Origin of the sequence: Variovorax boronicumulans NBRC 103145, assembly GCF_001591345.1 — a bacterium.
Lineage (GTDB): Bacteria > Pseudomonadota > Gammaproteobacteria > Burkholderiales > Burkholderiaceae_C > Variovorax > Variovorax boronicumulans.
Window position 1 is genome coordinate 1 of the sequence record NZ_BCUS01000066.1, and the last position, 17,725, is coordinate 17,725.

Annotated in this window: 18 protein-coding genes; 15 read left to right on the forward strand and 3 right to left on the reverse strand. The window is 70.1% G+C overall.

Annotation, left to right across the window (positions count from 1 at the left end; genetic code table 11):
- Both VBO01S_RS18885 and VBO01S_RS18890 read right to left on the reverse strand, forming a co-directional pair.
- The coding region (locus VBO01S_RS18885; RefSeq protein WP_062477863.1) for an NrsF family protein at window positions 1–478 on the reverse strand (478 nt) is incomplete at its 3' end.
- Window positions 475–1,059, reverse strand: a complete 585-nt coding sequence (locus tag VBO01S_RS18890; protein ID WP_062477750.1) for a sigma-70 family RNA polymerase sigma factor — start codon at window positions 1,057–1,059, stop codon at window positions 475–477. The genes VBO01S_RS18890 and VBO01S_RS18885, both read right to left, overlap by 4 nt.
- Before the next feature lie 86 nt (window positions 1,060–1,145).
- Here VBO01S_RS18890 and VBO01S_RS18895 point away from each other — a divergent pair, with 86 nt between their 5' ends.
- The 15 genes from VBO01S_RS18895 to VBO01S_RS18965 all read left to right on the forward strand — a co-directional run bounded on the left by VBO01S_RS18895 (window position 1,146) and on the right by VBO01S_RS18965 (window position 17,218).
- Window positions 1,146–1,565 carry a hypothetical protein gene (locus VBO01S_RS18895; protein ID WP_062477753.1) on the forward strand — a complete coding sequence of 140 codons (420 nt, stop codon included), beginning with the start codon at window positions 1,146–1,148 and terminating at the stop codon, window positions 1,563–1,565.
- A gap of 14 nt (window positions 1,566–1,579) precedes the next feature.
- Window positions 1,580–2,047, forward strand: a complete 468-nt coding sequence (locus VBO01S_RS18900; RefSeq protein ID WP_062477756.1) for a DUF6152 family protein — start codon at window positions 1,580–1,582, stop codon at window positions 2,045–2,047.
- 93 nt (window positions 2,048–2,140) lie between these two features.
- Window positions 2,141–3,466, forward strand: a complete 1,326-nt coding sequence (locus VBO01S_RS18905; RefSeq protein ID WP_062477758.1) for a GTP cyclohydrolase II — start codon at window positions 2,141–2,143, stop codon at window positions 3,464–3,466.
- Window positions 3,463–4,860, forward strand: coding sequence for a URC4/urg3 family protein (locus tag VBO01S_RS18910; protein ID WP_062477761.1), 1,398 nt, complete (start codon window positions 3,463–3,465; stop codon window positions 4,858–4,860). The genes VBO01S_RS18905 and VBO01S_RS18910 overlap by 4 nt, the downstream gene beginning before the upstream one ends.
- Before the next feature lie 50 nt (window positions 4,861–4,910).
- Window positions 4,911–5,540 carry a uracil phosphoribosyltransferase gene (gene upp, locus VBO01S_RS18915; RefSeq protein WP_062477764.1) on the forward strand — a complete coding sequence of 210 codons (630 nt, stop codon included), beginning with the start codon at window positions 4,911–4,913 and terminating at the stop codon, window positions 5,538–5,540.
- Between the two features lie 189 nt (window positions 5,541–5,729).
- Window positions 5,730–6,731: a BMP family protein gene (locus tag VBO01S_RS18920; protein ID WP_062477866.1), complete on the forward strand. Its 1,002-nt coding sequence runs from the start codon at window positions 5,730–5,732 to the stop codon at window positions 6,729–6,731.
- Window positions 6,732–6,764: 33 nt separating this feature from the next.
- Complete coding sequence (locus tag VBO01S_RS18925; protein WP_062477767.1) at window positions 6,765–9,578, forward strand: polysaccharide deacetylase family protein; 2,814 nt, start codon at window positions 6,765–6,767, stop codon at window positions 9,576–9,578.
- Window positions 9,578–10,549, forward strand: coding sequence for a 5'-methylthioadenosine/S-adenosylhomocysteine nucleosidase (locus VBO01S_RS18930; protein ID WP_370681349.1), 972 nt, complete (start codon window positions 9,578–9,580; stop codon window positions 10,547–10,549). Before VBO01S_RS18925 ends, VBO01S_RS18930 begins: the two co-directional genes overlap by 1 nt.
- Window positions 10,540–11,286 carry an alpha/beta fold hydrolase gene (locus VBO01S_RS18935; protein ID WP_255221146.1) on the forward strand — a complete coding sequence of 249 codons (747 nt, stop codon included), beginning with the start codon at window positions 10,540–10,542 and terminating at the stop codon, window positions 11,284–11,286. Before VBO01S_RS18930 ends, VBO01S_RS18935 begins: the two co-directional genes overlap by 10 nt.
- A complete protein-coding gene (locus VBO01S_RS18940) occupies window positions 11,283–12,872 on the forward strand; it encodes an ABC transporter ATP-binding protein (RefSeq protein ID WP_062477779.1) in 1,590 nt (529 codons plus the stop codon). The genes VBO01S_RS18935 and VBO01S_RS18940 overlap by 4 nt, the downstream gene beginning before the upstream one ends.
- Window positions 12,872–13,936 (forward strand): ABC transporter permease, encoded by a 1,065-nt coding sequence (locus VBO01S_RS18945; RefSeq protein WP_174543681.1) that lies wholly within the window; start codon window positions 12,872–12,874, stop codon window positions 13,934–13,936. Before VBO01S_RS18940 ends, VBO01S_RS18945 begins: the two co-directional genes overlap by 1 nt.
- The gene (locus tag VBO01S_RS18950) at window positions 13,933–14,856 is read left to right on the forward strand and encodes an ABC transporter permease (protein ID WP_062477785.1); all 924 of its coding nucleotides are present in this window, start codon (window positions 13,933–13,935) and stop codon (window positions 14,854–14,856) included. Before VBO01S_RS18945 ends, VBO01S_RS18950 begins: the two co-directional genes overlap by 4 nt.
- A 7-nt stretch (window positions 14,857–14,863) precedes the next feature.
- Window positions 14,864–15,328 carry a hypothetical protein gene (locus VBO01S_RS18955; protein ID WP_062477872.1) on the forward strand — a complete coding sequence of 155 codons (465 nt, stop codon included), beginning with the start codon at window positions 14,864–14,866 and terminating at the stop codon, window positions 15,326–15,328.
- A 28-nt stretch (window positions 15,329–15,356) separates the two neighbouring features.
- Window positions 15,357–16,637 (forward strand): amidohydrolase family protein, encoded by a 1,281-nt coding sequence (locus VBO01S_RS18960; RefSeq protein WP_062477789.1) that lies wholly within the window; start codon window positions 15,357–15,359, stop codon window positions 16,635–16,637.
- Window positions 16,638–16,708: 71 nt separating this feature from the next.
- Complete coding sequence (locus tag VBO01S_RS18965; RefSeq protein WP_062477792.1) at window positions 16,709–17,218, forward strand: DinB family protein; 510 nt, start codon at window positions 16,709–16,711, stop codon at window positions 17,216–17,218.
- 1 nt (window position 17,219) lies between these two features.
- Here VBO01S_RS18965 and VBO01S_RS18970 read toward each other — a convergent pair whose 3' ends face one another.
- A complete protein-coding gene (locus VBO01S_RS18970) occupies window positions 17,220–17,711 on the reverse strand; it encodes a RidA family protein (protein ID WP_062477794.1) in 492 nt (163 codons plus the stop codon).
- Window positions 17,712–17,725 lie beyond the last annotated feature (14 nt).

The window sequence follows — 17,725 nt, forward strand, 5'->3', positions numbered from 1 at the left end:
CCAGCGCGGGCCGCGTCGGCGCCAGCCCGCGCAGCGCCACGAAGGTGGCCGCGAACACCGGCAGCGCCATGAAGCCGATGCTCAGGGCGCAGATGCGCCACGACTGGCCCATCAGCGACGGCATGCGTTCCTCGATCGGCACCGAGAACCAGACGAACGCCGCCAGCCCCCAGATCCCCAACACCGGCAGCACCCCGCCCCACCACGCGTGGCGCACCCGCACGCCGGGCCGGGCCAGCCGCTGCACCGTCACGAAGGCCGCCGCCGCGATGCACAGCGGAAACAGCACCTTGACCCAGAACATCGGCCAGAACATCGCCTGCACCAGGTCGGGCCGCAGCCCGTACTCGCCGAACAGGATCACGAAGGACACCGGCAGCGCGGCCAGCACCGCCAGCCCGATGCGCCCGCTGGCGCTGCGCCGCGGCACCGCCACCTCGCCGGCGGCCAGCAGGTTCACGAGGTCGTCGGTCTTCATGGCGCGGCGCCTCCCCCGAACTTCGCGGCCAGGGCCTTCAGGCCCCGGTGGATGCCGACCTTCACCGCCGACTCCGACATGCCCGTGAGGCTCGCCGTCTCGGCCACCGAAAGGCCTTCGATCTTCACGTGCACGATGGGCAGGCGCTGGCGTTCGGGCAGGGTCTGCAGCAGCCCGCCGAGGTCGCGCTTCGCATCGCTGGCCTCGGTGGCCGACGCCGCGAACACGGCCAGGTCGTCGTCCAGCGGGTCATGCAGGTCCTCGCGGACCGACTTGGCGCGCAGCAGGTCGATCATCTTGTAGCGCGCAATGGCATGCACCCAGGCCGTCAGCGGCTGGTCGCTCTGGTAGGTGTGGCGCTGGTTGTGCATGGCGAGCAGGCATTCCTGGACGAGGTCTTCCACTTCATCGGGCCAGCCGAACAGGCGCTTGCCCAGAAAAGCGCGCAGGTGCGCGCTCAGTTTCTGCAGGAACTCGCGGTACGCGCCGGCGTCGCCATCGAGGCCGCGAAGGAACAGGCGGCGCAAGGCCGCTTCCGCGTCGCTCGGTGTCGTCCTGCTACCTACGGTGTTTCGTGCCATCGGGCCGGCCGGTTACAGCCTGGTGAAAAAAGATTGCAAGGGATTGTGCCGCGCCCCCGGGGCGAGGCTTGCGCTAAGCTGCCCCGATGCTGGCCGGACTCGTCTCGCACCCCTGGGCCTACCCGGCGCTGGAGGCGGCGCACATCGTGGGCATCGCGCTGCTGTTCGGCGGCCTGCTGGTGTTCGAGCTGCGCGCCCTCGGCCTGGCCCGCGAGCTGCCGGCGCCGCTGCTGGCGCGCCTCACGCTGCGCCCCGCCCTGCTGGGCTTCGGCCTGTGCGCGCTGACCGGCCTGACCATGTTCGCAAGCCAGCCGGGCGAGTTGTTGAGCAACACGGCCTTTCGCGTGAAGCTGCTGCTGATCCTGCTGGCCGGCCTCAACGCCGCCTGGTTCCACCTGCGCGGCGACATCGCCGGGCAGAGCGGGTTCGCCAGGTTTCAATGCCTCCTGTCTTTGGGGTTTTGGCTCGCTGTCATCATCTGCGGGCGCTGGATTGCCTATGTCTGACCAAGGAGAACGCGATGCTGCATCGACGCATGTTCGTGACCGGTTCGATCGCACTGGCCCTGCCCGCCTGGGCCCACCACGGCTGGAGCAGTTTTGACCAGGAGCGCCCGCTGTACCTGGAAGGCCGTGCCACCAAGGTGAGCTGGCGCAACCCGCACGGCGAGCTGGAGATCGAGCTGCCCGAGAACCTCTCGCTGCCGCCCGACCTGAAGCAGCGGCCCCTGCCCAAGCAAAGCGCCACGGTCGACGGCGCGGCGCTTCTGGCCAAGGCGCAGTTGCCGACGCGGCGCGACCGCCAATGGCAGATCGAGCTGGCCCCGCTCACGCGGCTGCAGGCCTGGGGCGTCGAGGAGATCAAACCCGGCACGCCGGTGGCCGTGCTCGGCTTCACCTTCACCGGCGAGAAAGGCGACGCGGTGCTGCGCGCCGAGTACCTGTTCGTGCACGGCAAGACCTACGGCCTGCGCTCATCGCCCGCCTGAACACCCCGCGCGCAAAAGCGCTGCCGGAGCGCGCGGGCCCTCGCTTGCCAGCCGCACAAGTGCTCGGTACATTGCATTTTTTGAGGGCCTCAAATGTCTGCAGACAGTACCGCGCTCCCTTCCGCCTTGCCGACCGCGACCGGTGCCAGCCCGGCGCAGAGCCCTCCGCTCCACCCCTCGTCCTCGACCGGCCACATCCGCCTGACCTCGCATGCCGGCGGCTTCGGCGCGCTGCCGATCCACTGGGGCGCGGCCACCGCCACCGAGCGCGGGCCCGTGGTCGGCACCACCACCAAGCGCGCGCACCGCAACGTGATCGGCACGCACAGCGGCTCGTACAGCGTGTACCGCGCGCTGGCCGTGGCGGCCGGCGCCCTGAAGCGCGAACACAAGGCCGACCTCACCAACACCGCGCCCACCGACGTCATCGGCCCCTATCCGCAGTGGAGCGAGCCGGGGCGCATCGTCTCGCTCGACCCCTGGGGCGCGCTCGTGGCCGACGTGTTCTCCACCGAACTCGCGGCCGGCTACGACATCCGCCCGACCATCGCGATCACCAAGGCGCATGTGATCCTGCCCGAGGTGATCGAGGCGCTGCAAAGCGGCCGCCTGAAGGCAGACGGCCACTTCCTCACCACGGGCGGCGCGGCCATGGTGACCAAGGCGGCCATCGAACCCGTGTGGTACCTGCCCGAGGTGGCGCGCCGCTTCGGCTGCTCCGAAACCGACCTGCGCCGCACACTCTTCGAAGAGACCGGTGGCATGTACCCCGAGCTGGTCACGCGCTCCGACCTCGAGGTGTTCCTGCCGCCCATCGGCGGGCAGACGCTGTACATCTTCGGCAACCCGCGCGACCTGGCCAACCCGGATGTGGAGCTCACCGCGCGCATCCACGACGAGTGCAACGGCTCCGACGTGTTCGGCTCCGACATCTGCACCTGCCGCCCCTACCTCACGCACGCGATCGAAGAATGCATCCAAGGCGCGCAGCGCGGCGGCGTGGGACTCATCGCCTACTCGCGAAAGGAAGGCCGCGCGCTCGGCGAGGTGACCAAGTTCCTCGTCTACAACGCCCGCAAGCGCCAGGTGGGCGGCGACACGGCCGACCAGTATTTCGCGCGCACCGAGTGCGTGGCCGGCGTGCAGGACATGCGCTTCCAGGAACTGATGCCCGACGTCTTCCACTGGCTGGGCATCAAGAAGATCCATCGCCTCGTGTCGATGAGCAACATGAAGTTCGACGCCATCACCGGCTCGGGCATCGAGATCGGCGAGCGCGTGAACATTCCCGACGAACTGATCCCGGCCGACGCCCGTGTCGAGATGGACGCCAAGATGGCGGCCGGCTACTTCACCCCCGGCCCGGTGCCGGACGCAGAGGAACTGAAAAAGGCCAAGGGCCGGGGATTGAGCGAATGAGCCGAAGCACCGACATCGACCTGCCCGCCGACGGTTCCGGCAGCCTGCGCCCCGGCGGCGCGGGCAATGTCGACCCGTCGATCGAATTCACTCCCGACACCGGCCACCCGGCCGGCGCCGCCACCTTGCTGCGCACCACCACCGCCATCCGCCAGCGCGCGGGCGCCCTGCTGGCGCGCGCGCGCCGCGGCGAGTCGCAGTGGTTCCGCATCGGCAGCGACGACGCGCTCGAAGACGCGGCGCGCACCGTGGCCGAGGTCACGCGCGAACGCTACCCTTGGGACACCATTCCGTATCACAGCCGCTGGCGCCACTTCGAGGCCGGTGGCGTCGACCGCCGCCTGCAGCTCGACGCGCTGCTCGGCAAGGGCCTCGACGCCCGCCAGCGCGCCCGCGCCCACATCGACCTGACGCTGGTGAGCGTGCTGCTCGACGCCGGCGCCGGCCCGACCTGGCACTACACCGAACCGGCCACCGGCCTGCGCTTCACCCGTTCCGAAGGGCTGGGCGTGGCGTGCTTCCATGCGTTCACCAGCGGGCTCTTCTCGTCCGACCCGAACCACCCGCTGCAGGCCGACGCGGCCGGCCTGCGCGGCCTCGTGACCGAGCGCCTGGGCGACGCCTTCCAGGTGAGCGAGGTCAATCCGCTGGTCGGCCTGTCCGGGCGCGCCGTGCTGCTGCGCCGCTTGGGCGAGGCCATGAGCGAGCAGCCCGAGACCTTCGGCGACGACGGCCGGCCCGCCGGCCTTTTTGACGCGCTCGTGGCCCCGCTGGGCGCGGCCTCGCCGCCGACGGCCGAGATCACGGCGCACCAGATTTTGTCGCTGCTGCTCGACACCCTCTCGCACATCTGGCCCTCGGCCAACGCCATCGACAGCCTGGCGGCCGACGGCAGCGACAACGTTGGAGGCTCCGGCGACCCGGCCTTCGCGCTGGGCGACTGCTGGCGCCACAGCGCCGTCGCCGGCCCCGGGCTCACCAACGGCTGGATGCCGTTCCACAAGCTGTCGCAGTGGCTCACGTACTCGCTGCTCGAGCCCTTCGAATGGGCCGGCGTGAAGGTACGGCATCTCGACGCGCTCACCGCCCTGCCCGAGTACCGCAACGGCGGCCTGCTGATCGACAGCGGCGTGATCGTGCCGCGCGAGCCGGCCTTTCTCACCCGCCGCTGGAAGGCCGGCGACGAGTTCATCGTCGAATGGCGCGCCCTCACGGTGGCGCTGCTCGACGAAATCGCCCCGCGCGTGCGCAAGGTGCTCGACCGCACCGAGGAAGAGCTGCCCTTGGCCTGCGTGCTCGAAGGCGGCACCTGGGCCGCGGGCCGGGTGCTGGCACAGCGCTTGCGAAACGGTGCGCCACCGCTGCAGATCGAGAGCGACGGCACCGTCTTCTAGTCTTTTAGACTCTCCTGTTTTCCGCAACGGCACACCAAAAGAAGACTCCAATGAGCAACGTCCACCTCGTCGACCACCCCCTCGTCCAGCACAAGCTCACGCTGATGCGCCGCAAGGACGCCTCCACCAACAGCTTTCGCCGGCTCTTGAACGAAATCAGCATGCTGATGGCCTACGAGGTCACGCGCGACATGCCGATGCAGGACATCGAGGTCGAGACCCCGCTGGAGACCATGCAGGCCAAGGTCATCGACGGCAAGAAGGTGGTGCTGGTGTCGATCCTGCGCGCCGGCACCGGCATCCTGGACGGCATGCTCACGGTGGTGCCGGGTGCGCGCGTCGGCCACATCGGCCTGTACCGCGACCCCAAGACGCTCACGGCCGTCGAGTACTACTTCAAGATGCCCGGCGAGATGGAGAACCGCGACGTGATCGTGGTCGACCCGATGCTGGCCACCGGCAACTCGGCCGTGGCCGCGGTCGAACGGCTGAAGGAACTCAACCCCAAGTCGATCAAGTTCGTCTGCCTGCTGACCTGCCCCGAAGGCGTGAAGACGATGCAGACCGCGCACCCCGACGTGCCGATCTACACCGCCGCCATCGACCGCGAGCTGGACAGCCACGGCTACATCCTGCCGGGCCTCGGCGACGCCGGCGACCGCATCTTCGGCACTAAGTAGGCTCGCCCCCAGGCTTCGCGCACTTCGTGTCGCTTCGCCAACCCCCTACCGGGGGCAACACCTGAGGCCCGGCAAAGCCGGTTCCTCGGTGTTTGCTGGAAGGGAGCCCGCCGCTAGGGCGGGCTCTGTTCGGTTTGGTGGGCATGGGGATTGCAGGGCTGGTTCTTTCATTTCATCGAGGAGAAGACCGTGACAGCACGCCGTCAATTGATCGTTCGTTCCATCGCCGTTGCCGCAGCGCTTGCGGCGGGCGCCCCGGGCCTTGCGCTCGCGCAGGCCAAGCTCAAGGTGGCTGCCGTGTACACGGTGCCTTTCGAGCAGCAATGGGTGGGTCGCATCCACAAGGCGCTGAAGGCGGCCGAGGCGCGTGGGGAGATCGAATACAAGGCCACCGAGAACGTGAGCAATGCGGACTACGAGCGCGTGATGCGCGAGTACGCCACGGGCGGCAACCAGCTGATCCTGGGCGAGGTGTTCGGCGTGGAAGCGGCGGCGCGCAAGGTCGCGAAGGACTTTCCCAAGGTGGCGTTCCTCATGGGTTCGTCGCTGAAGCCGCAGGCGCCCAATTTCTCGGTGTTCGACAACTACATCCAGGAACCGGCCTACCTCAGCGGCATGGTCGCGGGCGGCATGACCAAGAGCAACCGCATCGGCATGGTCGGCGGCTTCCCGATTCCCGAGGTGAACCGGCTCATGAACGCGTTCATGGCGGGCGCGAAGGAAACGAACCCGAAGGTGGAGTTCAGCGTGAGCTTCATCAACAGCTGGTTCGACCCGCCGAAGGCCAAGGAAGCGGCCTTCGCGATGATCGACAAGGGCGCCGACATCATGTACGCCGAGCGCTTCGGCGTGTCGGACGCGGCCAAGGAAAAGGGCAAGCTCGCCATCGGCAACGTGATCGACACGCAGGCCCAGTACCCCGACACGGTGGTGGCCTCGGCGCTGTGGAACTTCGAGCCCTCGGCCGACCGCGCGATCAAGCTGGTGAAGGAAGGCAAGTTCGCCGCCGAGGACTACGGCGTGTACTCGCACATGAAGCACAAGGGCTCCGAACTCGCGCCGCTGGGCACCTTCGAGAAGAAGGTGCCGGCCGACATCGTGGCGAAGGTGAAGGCCAAGCAGGCCGACATCCTGGCCGGCAAGTTCACCGTGAAGGTGGACGACGCCCAGCCGAAGTCCACCGCCAAGTAACCAGCAGACAGACAAGCGAGCAGACCCGAACCCATGAAGCGTGCGCGATGGCAGACCGCAATCCATGGCGTGGCCATCGCGGCGTTGGCCGCCGGGCTCGCCGCCTGTCAACCTGAGCCTGCGGCCACGGCCCCGGCGGCCGAGGTGCCCGCATCGGCCGCCTCGGCACCTGCTGCCGTTGCACCGCCGGTGGTCGCGGCACCGGTCGGCATCCCGGCCGCGCTGCAGGCGCGCGCCGACGCCCTGCTCGCCGCGCACCGCCAGATGATCGTGCTGATGACCGGCGAGCGTGCGCTCGAGGCAGCCGAGAAGCGCGCCGTCAGCGCCGTCGGGCAGCAGCTCTTTCACGAGATGCAGGAGCGCCAGCAGGCGCTGATCGCCCAGGCCGCGGACATGACAGACCCTGCCGCCGTGGCGGGCCTGAACGCGCTGCTCGACCGCATCGAGAGCGAGCCCAGCTGGTTCGACGCCGACCGGCTGGCGTTCAAGGAGTTCCTGTCCGAGCTGAGCACGCGCTACAGCCAGGCGCAGTCGCTGTCGGGACTCAAGCTCGGCCGGCGCGCCAGCGAGGACCTGGCCGTGCTCGCCGAGATCGAGCAGGCCTACGACCGCGAGCTGAAAGACGTGTTCGGCCGATTCGCGCAGCGCGGCATCGAGCCCAAGCGCGAGAAGTGGGCCGACTACGTGGCCAAGCTGCAGGGCCTGTACTCGCGCGAACAGATCCTGAAAGACTTCGGTGCCATCGTCCCCTACACGCAGCCCCCGGGCGGCGCCAAGGAAAAGGACAGCGCGGACGCACGCGAGATCTTCGGCACCTCGCTGCCCGCCAAGACCGTCGTGCTCACCTTCGACGACGGCCCGCACGCCAGGCACACCGACGAGATCCTGGAGATATTGAAGCGCTACGACGCGCCCGCCATCTTCTTCCAGCTCGGGCGCAACCTGGGCAAGCTCGACGCCCAGGGCAAGGCCCAGCTCAGCGCCACCGGCGCGGCGGCCAAGCGTGTGCTGGCCGCCGGCCACGTGCTCGCCAACCACAGCTTCAGCCACGGCATGATGGCCAAGATGACCGACGACGCGGTGCGCGTCGAGGCCAGCGAGACCGAAGCGCTGCTCGACGCCACCGGCCGGCCGCAGTCCACCCTCTTTCGCTTTCCCTACGGCGCACGCAACGAAGCCAAGCTGAGCACGGTCGAGGCGCTCAAGCTGCGCTCCATGATGTGGACCGTCGACTCGATGGACTGGGCCGACCCGGTGCCCAAGTCGATCGCCGACCGCGTGCTGGCCGAGGTCGACAAGGCCAAGCGCGGCGTCATCCTGTTCCACGACATCCAGGGCCGCACCGTGCAGGCCCTGCCCACCGTGCTCGACCAGCTGGTGGCCGACGGCTACCGCTTCGCCACCTGGCGCGACGGCAAGTTCGTCGTCAGCGCATCGAAAAAAGCGGCGCCCGACGACGGCGTGGCCGCCACCTCGGGCGACACGCTGTACCGCGAGAGCCACGCGCTGGTGATCGGCATCGACAAGTACGCCAGGTGGCCCGGCCTGCATCACGCCGTGCCCGACGCCAAGGCGATGGAGCAGCTGCTCGTGACCCGCTTCGGCTTCAAGCCCGAGAACATCACGGCGCTGTACGACGACCAGGCCACGCGCGCCAACATCCTGCGCGCGCTGAACGAAAAGCTGACCGACGGCAAGCGCGTGAAGCGCGACGACCGCGTGCTGGTGTTCTTTGCCGGCCACGGCAGCACCCGCAAGCTCGCGAGCGGGCGCGACGTCGGCTACATCGTGCCGGTCGACGCCACGCTGGACAACCTGCCCTCCGACGCCATCTCGATGCCGCAGCTGCAGGAGGTGGCCGAGGCGCTGTCGGCCAAGCACGTGCTGTTCCTCGTGGACGCCTGCTACTCGGGCCTGGGCCTCACGCGCGGCGGCGCGGCGCAGGGCAACAGGAATTTCCTGACCGACAACGCGCGCCGCATCGGCCGCCAGATGCTCACCGCCGGCGGCGCCGACCAGCAGGTGGCCGACGACGGTCCCGGCGGCCACTCGGTCTTCACCTGGACGATGCTGCAGGCGCTGTCGGGCAAGGCCGACCTGAACGGCGACAACGTCATCACCGGCACCGAACTCGCGGCCTACGTGGCGCCGGCGGTCTCGGCCATCGCGCGCCAGACGCCGGCCTTCGGCAGCCTGCCGGGCTCGGAGGGCGGCGAGTTCGTGTTCGCGCTGCCCGTCGAGCGCGAGGGCCTCAGCGGCGACAGCCTGCAGCTCGACGCCGCCGCCAGCCAGGTCAACAAGCGCATCGACCAGGCCAACGAGCAGGCCGTGCATGCGGCGGCCGTACCCAAGGCGGCCAAGGCCGGCCCGGCCGCCGTCGAAGTGGTGGTGAAGAACCTCGAGGGCGCCGACACCAAGCTGACCATGCCGGCCGCCGCGCCGCTCACGCCGCGCGTAGCCGCCCAGCGCGCCAACGACCGCGGCCTGCAGCTGTACCGCGAGCGCCGCTACGACGAGGCCGAAGCCGCCTTCACCGAGGCGCTGAAGCTGCAGCCGCGCTTTGCACTCGCGGCCAACAACCTCGGTTTCGTGTACTTCAAGCGCGGCAAGCCGGTCGAGGCCGCGCGCTGGTTCGAGCAGGCCATCGACATGGACGGCAGCCGCGCCCTCGCCTACCTGAACCTGGGCGATGCCTACCTGCAGGCCGGCAACGACGCCAAGGCGCTCGCCGCCTACACCACCTTCGTCGGCCTGGCACCGAAGCACGCGCGCGTCGCCGCGCTGCAAGCCTGGATCGCCACGCCCGACGCCGCACACCGCCCCTCACTCCCGCCCACCAACTCCTGATGACCATGACGAACACTTCCTCGCTTCTCCAGCGCCTGCGCGGCCCGGTCCTGGCCGCCGCGCTCGGCCTCGTGCTGACGGGCTGCGTCGGCGTCTACAAGTCGGACGTCGTCAGCATCAACAGCAGCACGCGGCTGGACGACACGCCGCGCCTGGCCGTGATCTCGGCCTTCGAGCCCGAGCTCAAGCTGCTGCTCACACGCCTGCAGGGCCCCCGCAAACACAGCGTGAACGGTGTCGAGTTCACCACCGGCACGCTCGAAGGCAAGCCCGTGGTGCTGTTCCTCTCGGGCATCAGCATGACGAACGCGACCATGAACACGCAGCTCGTGCTCAACCGCTTTCGCATCAGCGGCATCGTGTTCAGCGGCATCGCGGGCGGCGTGAACCCGTCGCTGCACGTGGGCGACGTGACCGTGCCGGCCCAGTGGGGCCAGTACCTCGAGGTGCTCATGGCGCGCGAAACCGCACCCGGCACGTACAGCGCGCCGCCCTTCATCACCGACGCCACGCTGCCCAACTTCGGCATGAACTTCCCGCGCCCGGTCGAGGTGCGCTCGGCCGCCAAGCCGGGCATCGAACGCAAGTTCTGGTTCGCGGCCGATCCGAAGATGCTCGAGGTGGCGCGCAGCATCCGCAACGTCGAGCTGGCGAACTGCGGCGCCGGCAAGTGCCTGCCGCGCAAGCCACAGCTGGTGGTGGGCGGCAACGGCGTCTCGGGCCAGGCCTTCATGGACAACAAGGCGTACCGCGAATACACCTACAAGACCTTCCAGGCCAACGTGCTCGACATGGAAACCGCCGCCGTGGGCATGGTCGCCTACAGCAACGGCGTGCCCTACATCGCCTTCCGCTCGCTCAGCGACCTCGCGGGCGGCGGCGACGGCGAGAACGAGATGGGCACCTTCATGAGCATCGCGGCCGACAACTCGGCCAAGGTCATGCTGGCCTTCCTGGCCGCGTGGAAGTGACGGTGGCGCCCGGGCGCCTGCCTCGTCTTGTGTTGCTGCCGGGCATGGACGGCACCGGCGATCTCTTCGCGCCGCTGGCGCAGGCCCTGGGGCCGCAGGCCGCCATCGACGTCGTGCGCTACCCGGGCCGCCAGGTGCTGGGCTACGACGAACTCGAAGCGATGGTGCGCGCGCAACTGCCGACGCAGCAGCCCTTCGTGCTGCTCGGCGAATCGTTTTCCGGGCCGCTGGCCATTTCCCTCGCGGCCTCGCGCCCGCCGGGGTTGCGCGGCCTCATCCTGTGCTGCAGCTTCGCGCGCCGGCCCGCGCCCGGCCTGGCGCTGATGCGCGCGGGCCTGCTCGACCTGTCGATGCGCCTGCTGCATTCGAAGCTCATGCGCGCGCCGATGCGGCACCTGCTGCTGGGCGGCTCGGCGTCGCCGCAGCTGTCGGACATGCTCCAGGCTTCGCTGAAGCAGGTGTCGGTCGCCGTCATGACCCACCGCATGAAGGAAGTGCAGCGCGTCGACGTGCGCGACAAGCTGTCGCGGGTCGGCGTGCCCGCCATGTATTTGCAGGCGCTGCAGGACCGCGTGGTGCCGCGCCGCGCGGTGGCCGCCTTCCAGCGCGGGCTGTCGGCGTTGCACCTCGTACAGCTCGACGGCCCCCACGGCCTGCTGCAGGCCTCGCCCGCCGCCTCCGCCCGGGCCATCGAAAATTTCTGCCGCGACCTGCCGTCGCCACCTGCCTGCCCATGAACCCCACCGTGCTCCGCCTCCAGGGCATCACCAAGCGTTTCGGCCCCCTCGTGGCCAACGACGCCATCTCCCTCGACCTGCAGGCCGGCGAAGTGCTCGCGCTGCTCGGCGAGAACGGCGCCGGCAAGTCGACGCTGATGTCGATCCTGTTCGGCCACTATGTCGCCGACGAAGGCCGCATCGAAGTCTTCGGCTCGCCCCTGCCGCCCGGCAACCCCAAGGCCGCGCTGGCCGCCGGCGTCGGCATGGTGCACCAGCACTTCACGCTGGCCGACAACCTCAGCGTGCTCGACAACGTGACGATGGGCACCGAGCCGCTGTGGCGCCCGGTCTCGCGCCGTGCGGCTGCCCGCGCGCGGTTGCTCGAGGTCGCCCAGCGCTTCGGCCTGCCGGTGCAACCCGACGCGACCATCGGCAGCCTCTCGGTCGGCGAGCGCCAGCGCGTGGAAATCCTCAAGGCGCTGTACCGCGGCGCGCGCATCCTGATCCTCGACGAACCGACGGCCGTGCTCACGCCGCAGGAGAGCGAAGCGCTGTTCGCCACGCTCGCGCAGATGGTGGCGCAGGGCCTGTCGGTGATCTTCATCAGCCACAAGCTCGGCGAGGTGCTGCGCGTGTCGCAGCGCATCGCGGTGCTGCGCGGCGGCAAGCTGGTCGCCGAGGCACGCACGGCCGACACCACGCAGGCGCAGCTCGCGCTGTGGATGGTCGGTCACGCGGTCGAGGCACCGCAGCGCCGGCCCGCGAAGTCGGTGGGCGACGCGGTCTGCGTGCTCGACCACGTGAGCACCGCCTCGACGAAAGACGGCGGGCAGGACCGCCTGCGCGAGGTGTCGCTCACGCTGCGCGCGGGCGAAATCACCGCCATCGCGGGCGTCTCCGGCAACGGCCAGGTCGCGCTGGCCGAGCTGCTGAGTGGCACGCGCCGCGCCGTCTCCGGCAGCGCGCAGTTCATGGGCCGCGCGCTGCCACCCTCGCCCGCCCGGCTGGTGCAGCGCGGCGTCGCGCGCATCCCCGAAGACCGCCACGCGGTCGGCGTGGTCGGCGATTTGCCGGTGTGGGAGAACGCCGTGTCCGAGCGGCTGCGCAGCCCGGTGTTTTCGCGCTGGTCGTTCATCGTCCGGCGCGCGGCCGCGCGGCTGCACGCCCGGCGCATCGAGAAAGCCTTCGACGTGCGCGGCGCCGGCCTGATGTCGCCGGCCCGTTCGCTCTCGGGCGGCAACATGCAGAAACTGATCCTGGGGCGGGCGCTGCTGGCGCCCGAGCAAGTGGAACAAGACACCGACAACAAGAAGTACCCGAACCGCGCCCCGCGCCTCATCGTCGCGCACCAGCCCACCTGGGGCCTGGACATCGGCGCCGTCGCCTACGTGCAGCAGCAGCTCATCGCCGCGCGCGATGCCGGCGCGGCGGTGCTCGTCATTTCCGACGACCTCGACGAAGTGCTCGCGCTCGGCGACCGCGTGGCCGTGATGCACGGCGGCCACCTCGGCGAAGCGCGCCCGGCCACGGCCTGGACGCGCGAGGCCATCGGCCTGGCGATGGCCGGCGCCACCGCGCCGCAACGCCCGGGAGCCGCCGCATGATGCGCCTCGAACGACGCCACGAAAGCTCGCGCGCCGCGCTGGTGCTGGCCCCCATCGGCGCGGTCGTGTTCACGCTGCTGGTGAGCGCGCTGCTCGTACGCTGGGCCGGCGCGCCGGTCGGGCGCACCTACGCGCTGCTGCTGCAGGGCGGCTTCGGTTCGGTGTTCGCATGGAGCGAGACGCTGACGCGGGCGATTCCGCTGATCCTCACCGGGCTGGCCGCCACGGTCGCGTTCAAGGCGCGGCTCTTCAACATCGGCGCCGAGGGGCAGCTGTTCGCGGGCGCACTCGCTGCCGTGGCCGTGGGCGGCATGCACGGCGGCACGGGCTTCGAACTGTCGCCGTGGGTGCTGTTCCCGTTGATGATGCTGGCCGCTGCGGTCGCGGGTGCCTTGATGCTGCTCGGCCCGGCGCTCATGAAGAACAAGCTCGGCGTCGACGAGGTCGTGACCACGCTGCTCATCAACTTCATCGTGCTGCTGGGCGTGTCGGCGCTGCTCGACGGGCCGATGAAAGACCCGACGGCGATGGGCTGGCCGCAGAGCGTATCGCTGCAATCCGACCTCGAGCTGGGCAAGCTCATCGCCCAGACGCGCGTGCACACCGGCCTGCTGTGGGCCGTATCGCTCGCGGTGATCGTGTGGGCGATCTTCAAGTACACGGTGCTGGGCTTCGACATCCGCGCGGTGGGCGCCAATGCGCGCGCCGCCGCCTTCGCCGGCGTGCCGGTGACGCGCACGGTGGTGATGGTGGCGCTGCTCTCGGGCGCGCTGGCCGGGCTGGCCGGCGCCATCGAGGTGGCGGGCCGCACGAGCTATGTCACGCTCGACATGTCGCCGGGCTACGGCTACACCGGCATCGTGATCGCGATGCTGGCCGGGCTGCACCCGCTGGGCGTGATCGCCGCCGGCGTCTTCGTGGCCGGCGTGCTGGTCGGCGCCGACACCATGAGCCGCGCCGTGGGCGTGCCGACCTACATCGCCGACGTGATCGTCGCGGCCTCGCTGATCGCGGTGCTGGTGGCCACGCTGCTCACGCAGTACCGCGTGCGGATGACGAAATGACCGACCTGCTCGACATTCTTTCCAACCCCGCCTTCTGGGTCGCGGTGCTGCGCATCGCCACGCCGCTCATCCTGGGCACGCTGGGCGTGCTGCTGTGCGAGCGCGCGGGCGTGCTCAACCTGGGCATCGAGGGGATCATGGTCGCGGGCGCCTTCACCGGCTGGCTCGCGGTGTACGCCGGCGCGCCGCTGTGGGCCGGCGTCGGCGTGGCCGCGCTCACGGGCATGGTGTTCGGGTTGCTGCACGCCTTTTTGACCGTCGGGCTCGCGCTGTCGCAGCACGTCTCGGGGCTGGGCATCACGTTATTGGCCACGGCGCTGAGCTACTTCGGCTACCGCGTGAGCTTTCCGAAGGTGAACACGCCGCCGACCATCACGCCCTTCGCGCCGATGGACTGGCTGCCCGTGCCCATCCTCGGCGCACAGACCGCGCTCACGCTGTTCGCGCTGCTGCTGGTGCCGGCGGTGGCCTGGGTGCTGTACCGCACGCCGCTGGGTCTGGCGCTGCGCATGGTGGGCGAGAACCCGCAGGCGGCCGAGAGCCAGGGCGTGTCGGTCGCAGCCACGCGCACCGGCGCCATCGTGGCAGGCTCGGCGCTGATGGGCGTGGCCGGCGCGTTCCTCACGCTGTCGGCCTTCAACGCCTTCTTCTTCAACATGGTGAACGGGCGCGGCTGGATCTGCGTGGCGCTGGTGGTGTTCGCCTCGTGGCGGCCCGGCAAGGCCCTGCTCGGCGCGTTGCTGTTCGCGTTCTTCGACGCGCTGCAGCTGCGACTGCAACAATCGGGCGATGCCGTGCTGCCTTACCAGCTGTACCTGATGCTGCCCTACCTGCTGTCGATCCTGGCGCTGGTGCTGGTGGCCCGCAAGGCCAGCTATCCGCAAGCGCTGATGAAACCCTACCGCAAGGGAGAACGCTGACATGCCGATGACGCGGCCCCGCCTTTGTCGCCTGCTGGCCACCGCGCTGCTCGCCCTGGCCGGCAGCGGCGCCCACGCACTCGGCGCCGACTACGGCCCCGAGCGCTTCGCCACCCACGACGCCGTCACCTGGGTGCAGACCTGCGGCACCTGGGGCACCGACCACCGCGGCACCTACCGCGTGGTTCACGCCGAAGCCTTCGCGCAGTCGTTCCTCTACGTGCAGTGGATGGCGCGCGGCGAGGCCGACCGCAGCTACAGCCTGTACGCCGTGCACACGACCGCCATCGCCGAGCTCGACAACGACCACGCGGAAATCTCCCTGAGCGAACTCACCTGCCGCGCCACGCCGCGCGGCATCGTGGTGACGGCCAAGGCCGACTCGGGCCACGACGACAAGCTGCGCCGCGTGACCATCGAGGTCGGGCCGGCCGCAGGGCAATACCGCTTCCGCGCGCAGCGCACGCGCTGAGCGCCCCTCGAAAAAAGACACCCCACCGATGCTCGACCTCCTCATCACCAACGCCACCCTCCCCGACGGCCGCACCGGCATGTCGGTTGCCGTGCAGGACGGCCGCATCGCCGAAGTCACGCCCGGCCTGGCCGCGCCCGCGCACGAGACGCTCGACGCCCAGGGCCTGCTGCTCGCGCCGCACTTCGTCGACCCGCACTTCCACATGGACGCCACGCTGAGCTACGGCCAGCCGCGCGTCAACCAGAGCGGCACGCTGCTCGAAGGCATCGCGCTGTGGGGCGAGCTCAAGCCGCTGCTCACGGCCGATGCGCTCATCGAACGCGCGCTCGCGTATTGCGACTGGGCCGTGGCCAAGGGCCTGCTGGCGATCCGCTCGCACGTGGACACCAGCGACCCCAGCCTGCTCGCGGTCGATGCGCTGCTCGAGGTGAAGCGCCAGGTGGCGCCCTACATCGACCTGCAGCTGGTGGCCTTTCCGCAGGATGGCGTGCTGCGCTCGCCGGGCGGCGTCGACAACCTCACGCGCGCGCTCGACAAGGGCGTGGACGTGGTCGGCGGCATTCCGCATTTCGAGCGCACCATGGCCGACGGCGCGGCCAGCGTGAAGCTGCTGTGCGAGCTGGCCGCCGAGCGCGGCAAGCTGGTCGACATGCACTGCGACGAGTCGGACGACCCGCTCTCGCGTCACATCGAGACCCTGGCCGCCGAAACGCTGCGCCTGGGCCTGCAGGGCCGCGTGACGGGCTCGCACTGCACCTCGATGCACTCGATGGACAACTACTACGTGAGCAAGCTGCTGCCGCTCATCGCCGAGAGCGGCGTGAGCGTGGTGTCGAACCCGCTCATCAACATCACGCTGCAGGGCCGCCACGACAGCTACCCCAAGCGCCGCGGCATGACGCGCGTGCCCGAGCTGCTGGCGGCCGGCGTGAACGTCGCCTTCGGCCACGACTGCGTGATGGACCCGTGGTACGGCATGGGCTCGGGCGACATGCTCGAGGTGGCCCACATGGGCCTGCACGTGGCGCAGATGACCGGCCAGGCCGGCATCCACCAGTGCTTCGAGGCCGTGACCACGCGCGCGGCGCGCGTGATGCACCTGGACGGCTACGGCCTGGAAGCCGGCTGCGACGCCAGCTTCGTGCTGCTGCAGGCGCGCGACCCGGTCGAGGCCATCCGCCTGCGCGCGACGCGGCTCAAGGTGTTCCGCAAGGGCCGGCTGCTGGCCGAGACGCCCGCGGCCACCGCCGCGCTGCACCTGCCGGGGCGCGGCGACCGCACGCGCTGGATGCTCGGCGAACACTGATCCGGTGGCGGCTGGACAGGCGCCGCGCCTGCCGCGAACATCCGGGTTCCCCGATGACAAGGACACCCGACATGAGCGCCCCACCCCTGCTGCGCACGCTGTTCCAGTACCACGCGTGGGCCAACGACGAGCTGCTGGACCGCATGGCCAGCCTCGACCCCGTGCAGCACGCCGACGCCCGGCATGCCGCGATCCGAGTGGTCAACCATGCGCATGTGGTGAACCGGATCTTCGCGGGTCACCTCACCGGCACGCCGCACGGCTTCACCGACGACAACACGCCCGAAACGCCCACGCTGGCCGACCTGCGCGCGGCCGTGGCCGAGTCCGACCGCTGGTACCTCGCCTACCTGGACACGCTCACGCCGGCGCTGCTGGCCGAGCCGCTGCCCTTCGTGTTCACCGACGGCGACAAGGGCCGGATGACGCGCGAAGAGATGCTGGCCCATGTCGTGACGCACAACGGCTACCACCGGGGCGAAGCCGGCCGGCTGCTGGCGCAATGCGCGGTGCGCCCGCCGCGCGACACGCTGGCGGTGCACCTGCACCGCAGCGAACCCGCGCGCCGCGAGCGCTCCTAGGTCAGGCCGCGTGGGTGGTCGCGACCGTCATCTCGACCTCGACCGTCGCGTTCTTCGGCAGCGCATAGACGCCGACCGCCGTGCGCACATGCACGCCGGCCTCGCCGAACACGCGGTGCAGCAGGTCGGACGCGGCATCGGCCACCTCGCTTTGCTGCGTGAAGTCGGCCGTGCACTGCACGAACACACCGACACGCAGCACCTTCTCGACCGCATCGAGCGAGCCGAGGGCGCGGCGCAGCAGCGCGAGGCTACGCAGCGCGCAGATCTGGGCGCCTTCGCGCGCGGTGTCGAGCGACACCGCATCGCCCACGCGGCCGGTGACGACCACCGTGGTGCCCACGCGCGGCACCTGGCCGCTGAGGTAGACGGTGCGGCCGTCGCGCACCAGCGGCACGTAGTGGCCGCCGGCCAGGATCTCGCCGTCGAAGCGGTGGCCCAGTTCGGCGGCAATCAGGTCGGCAATCTGGTCGCGGCTGTGTGGTTCTGTCATCGGATGTCCAGGAA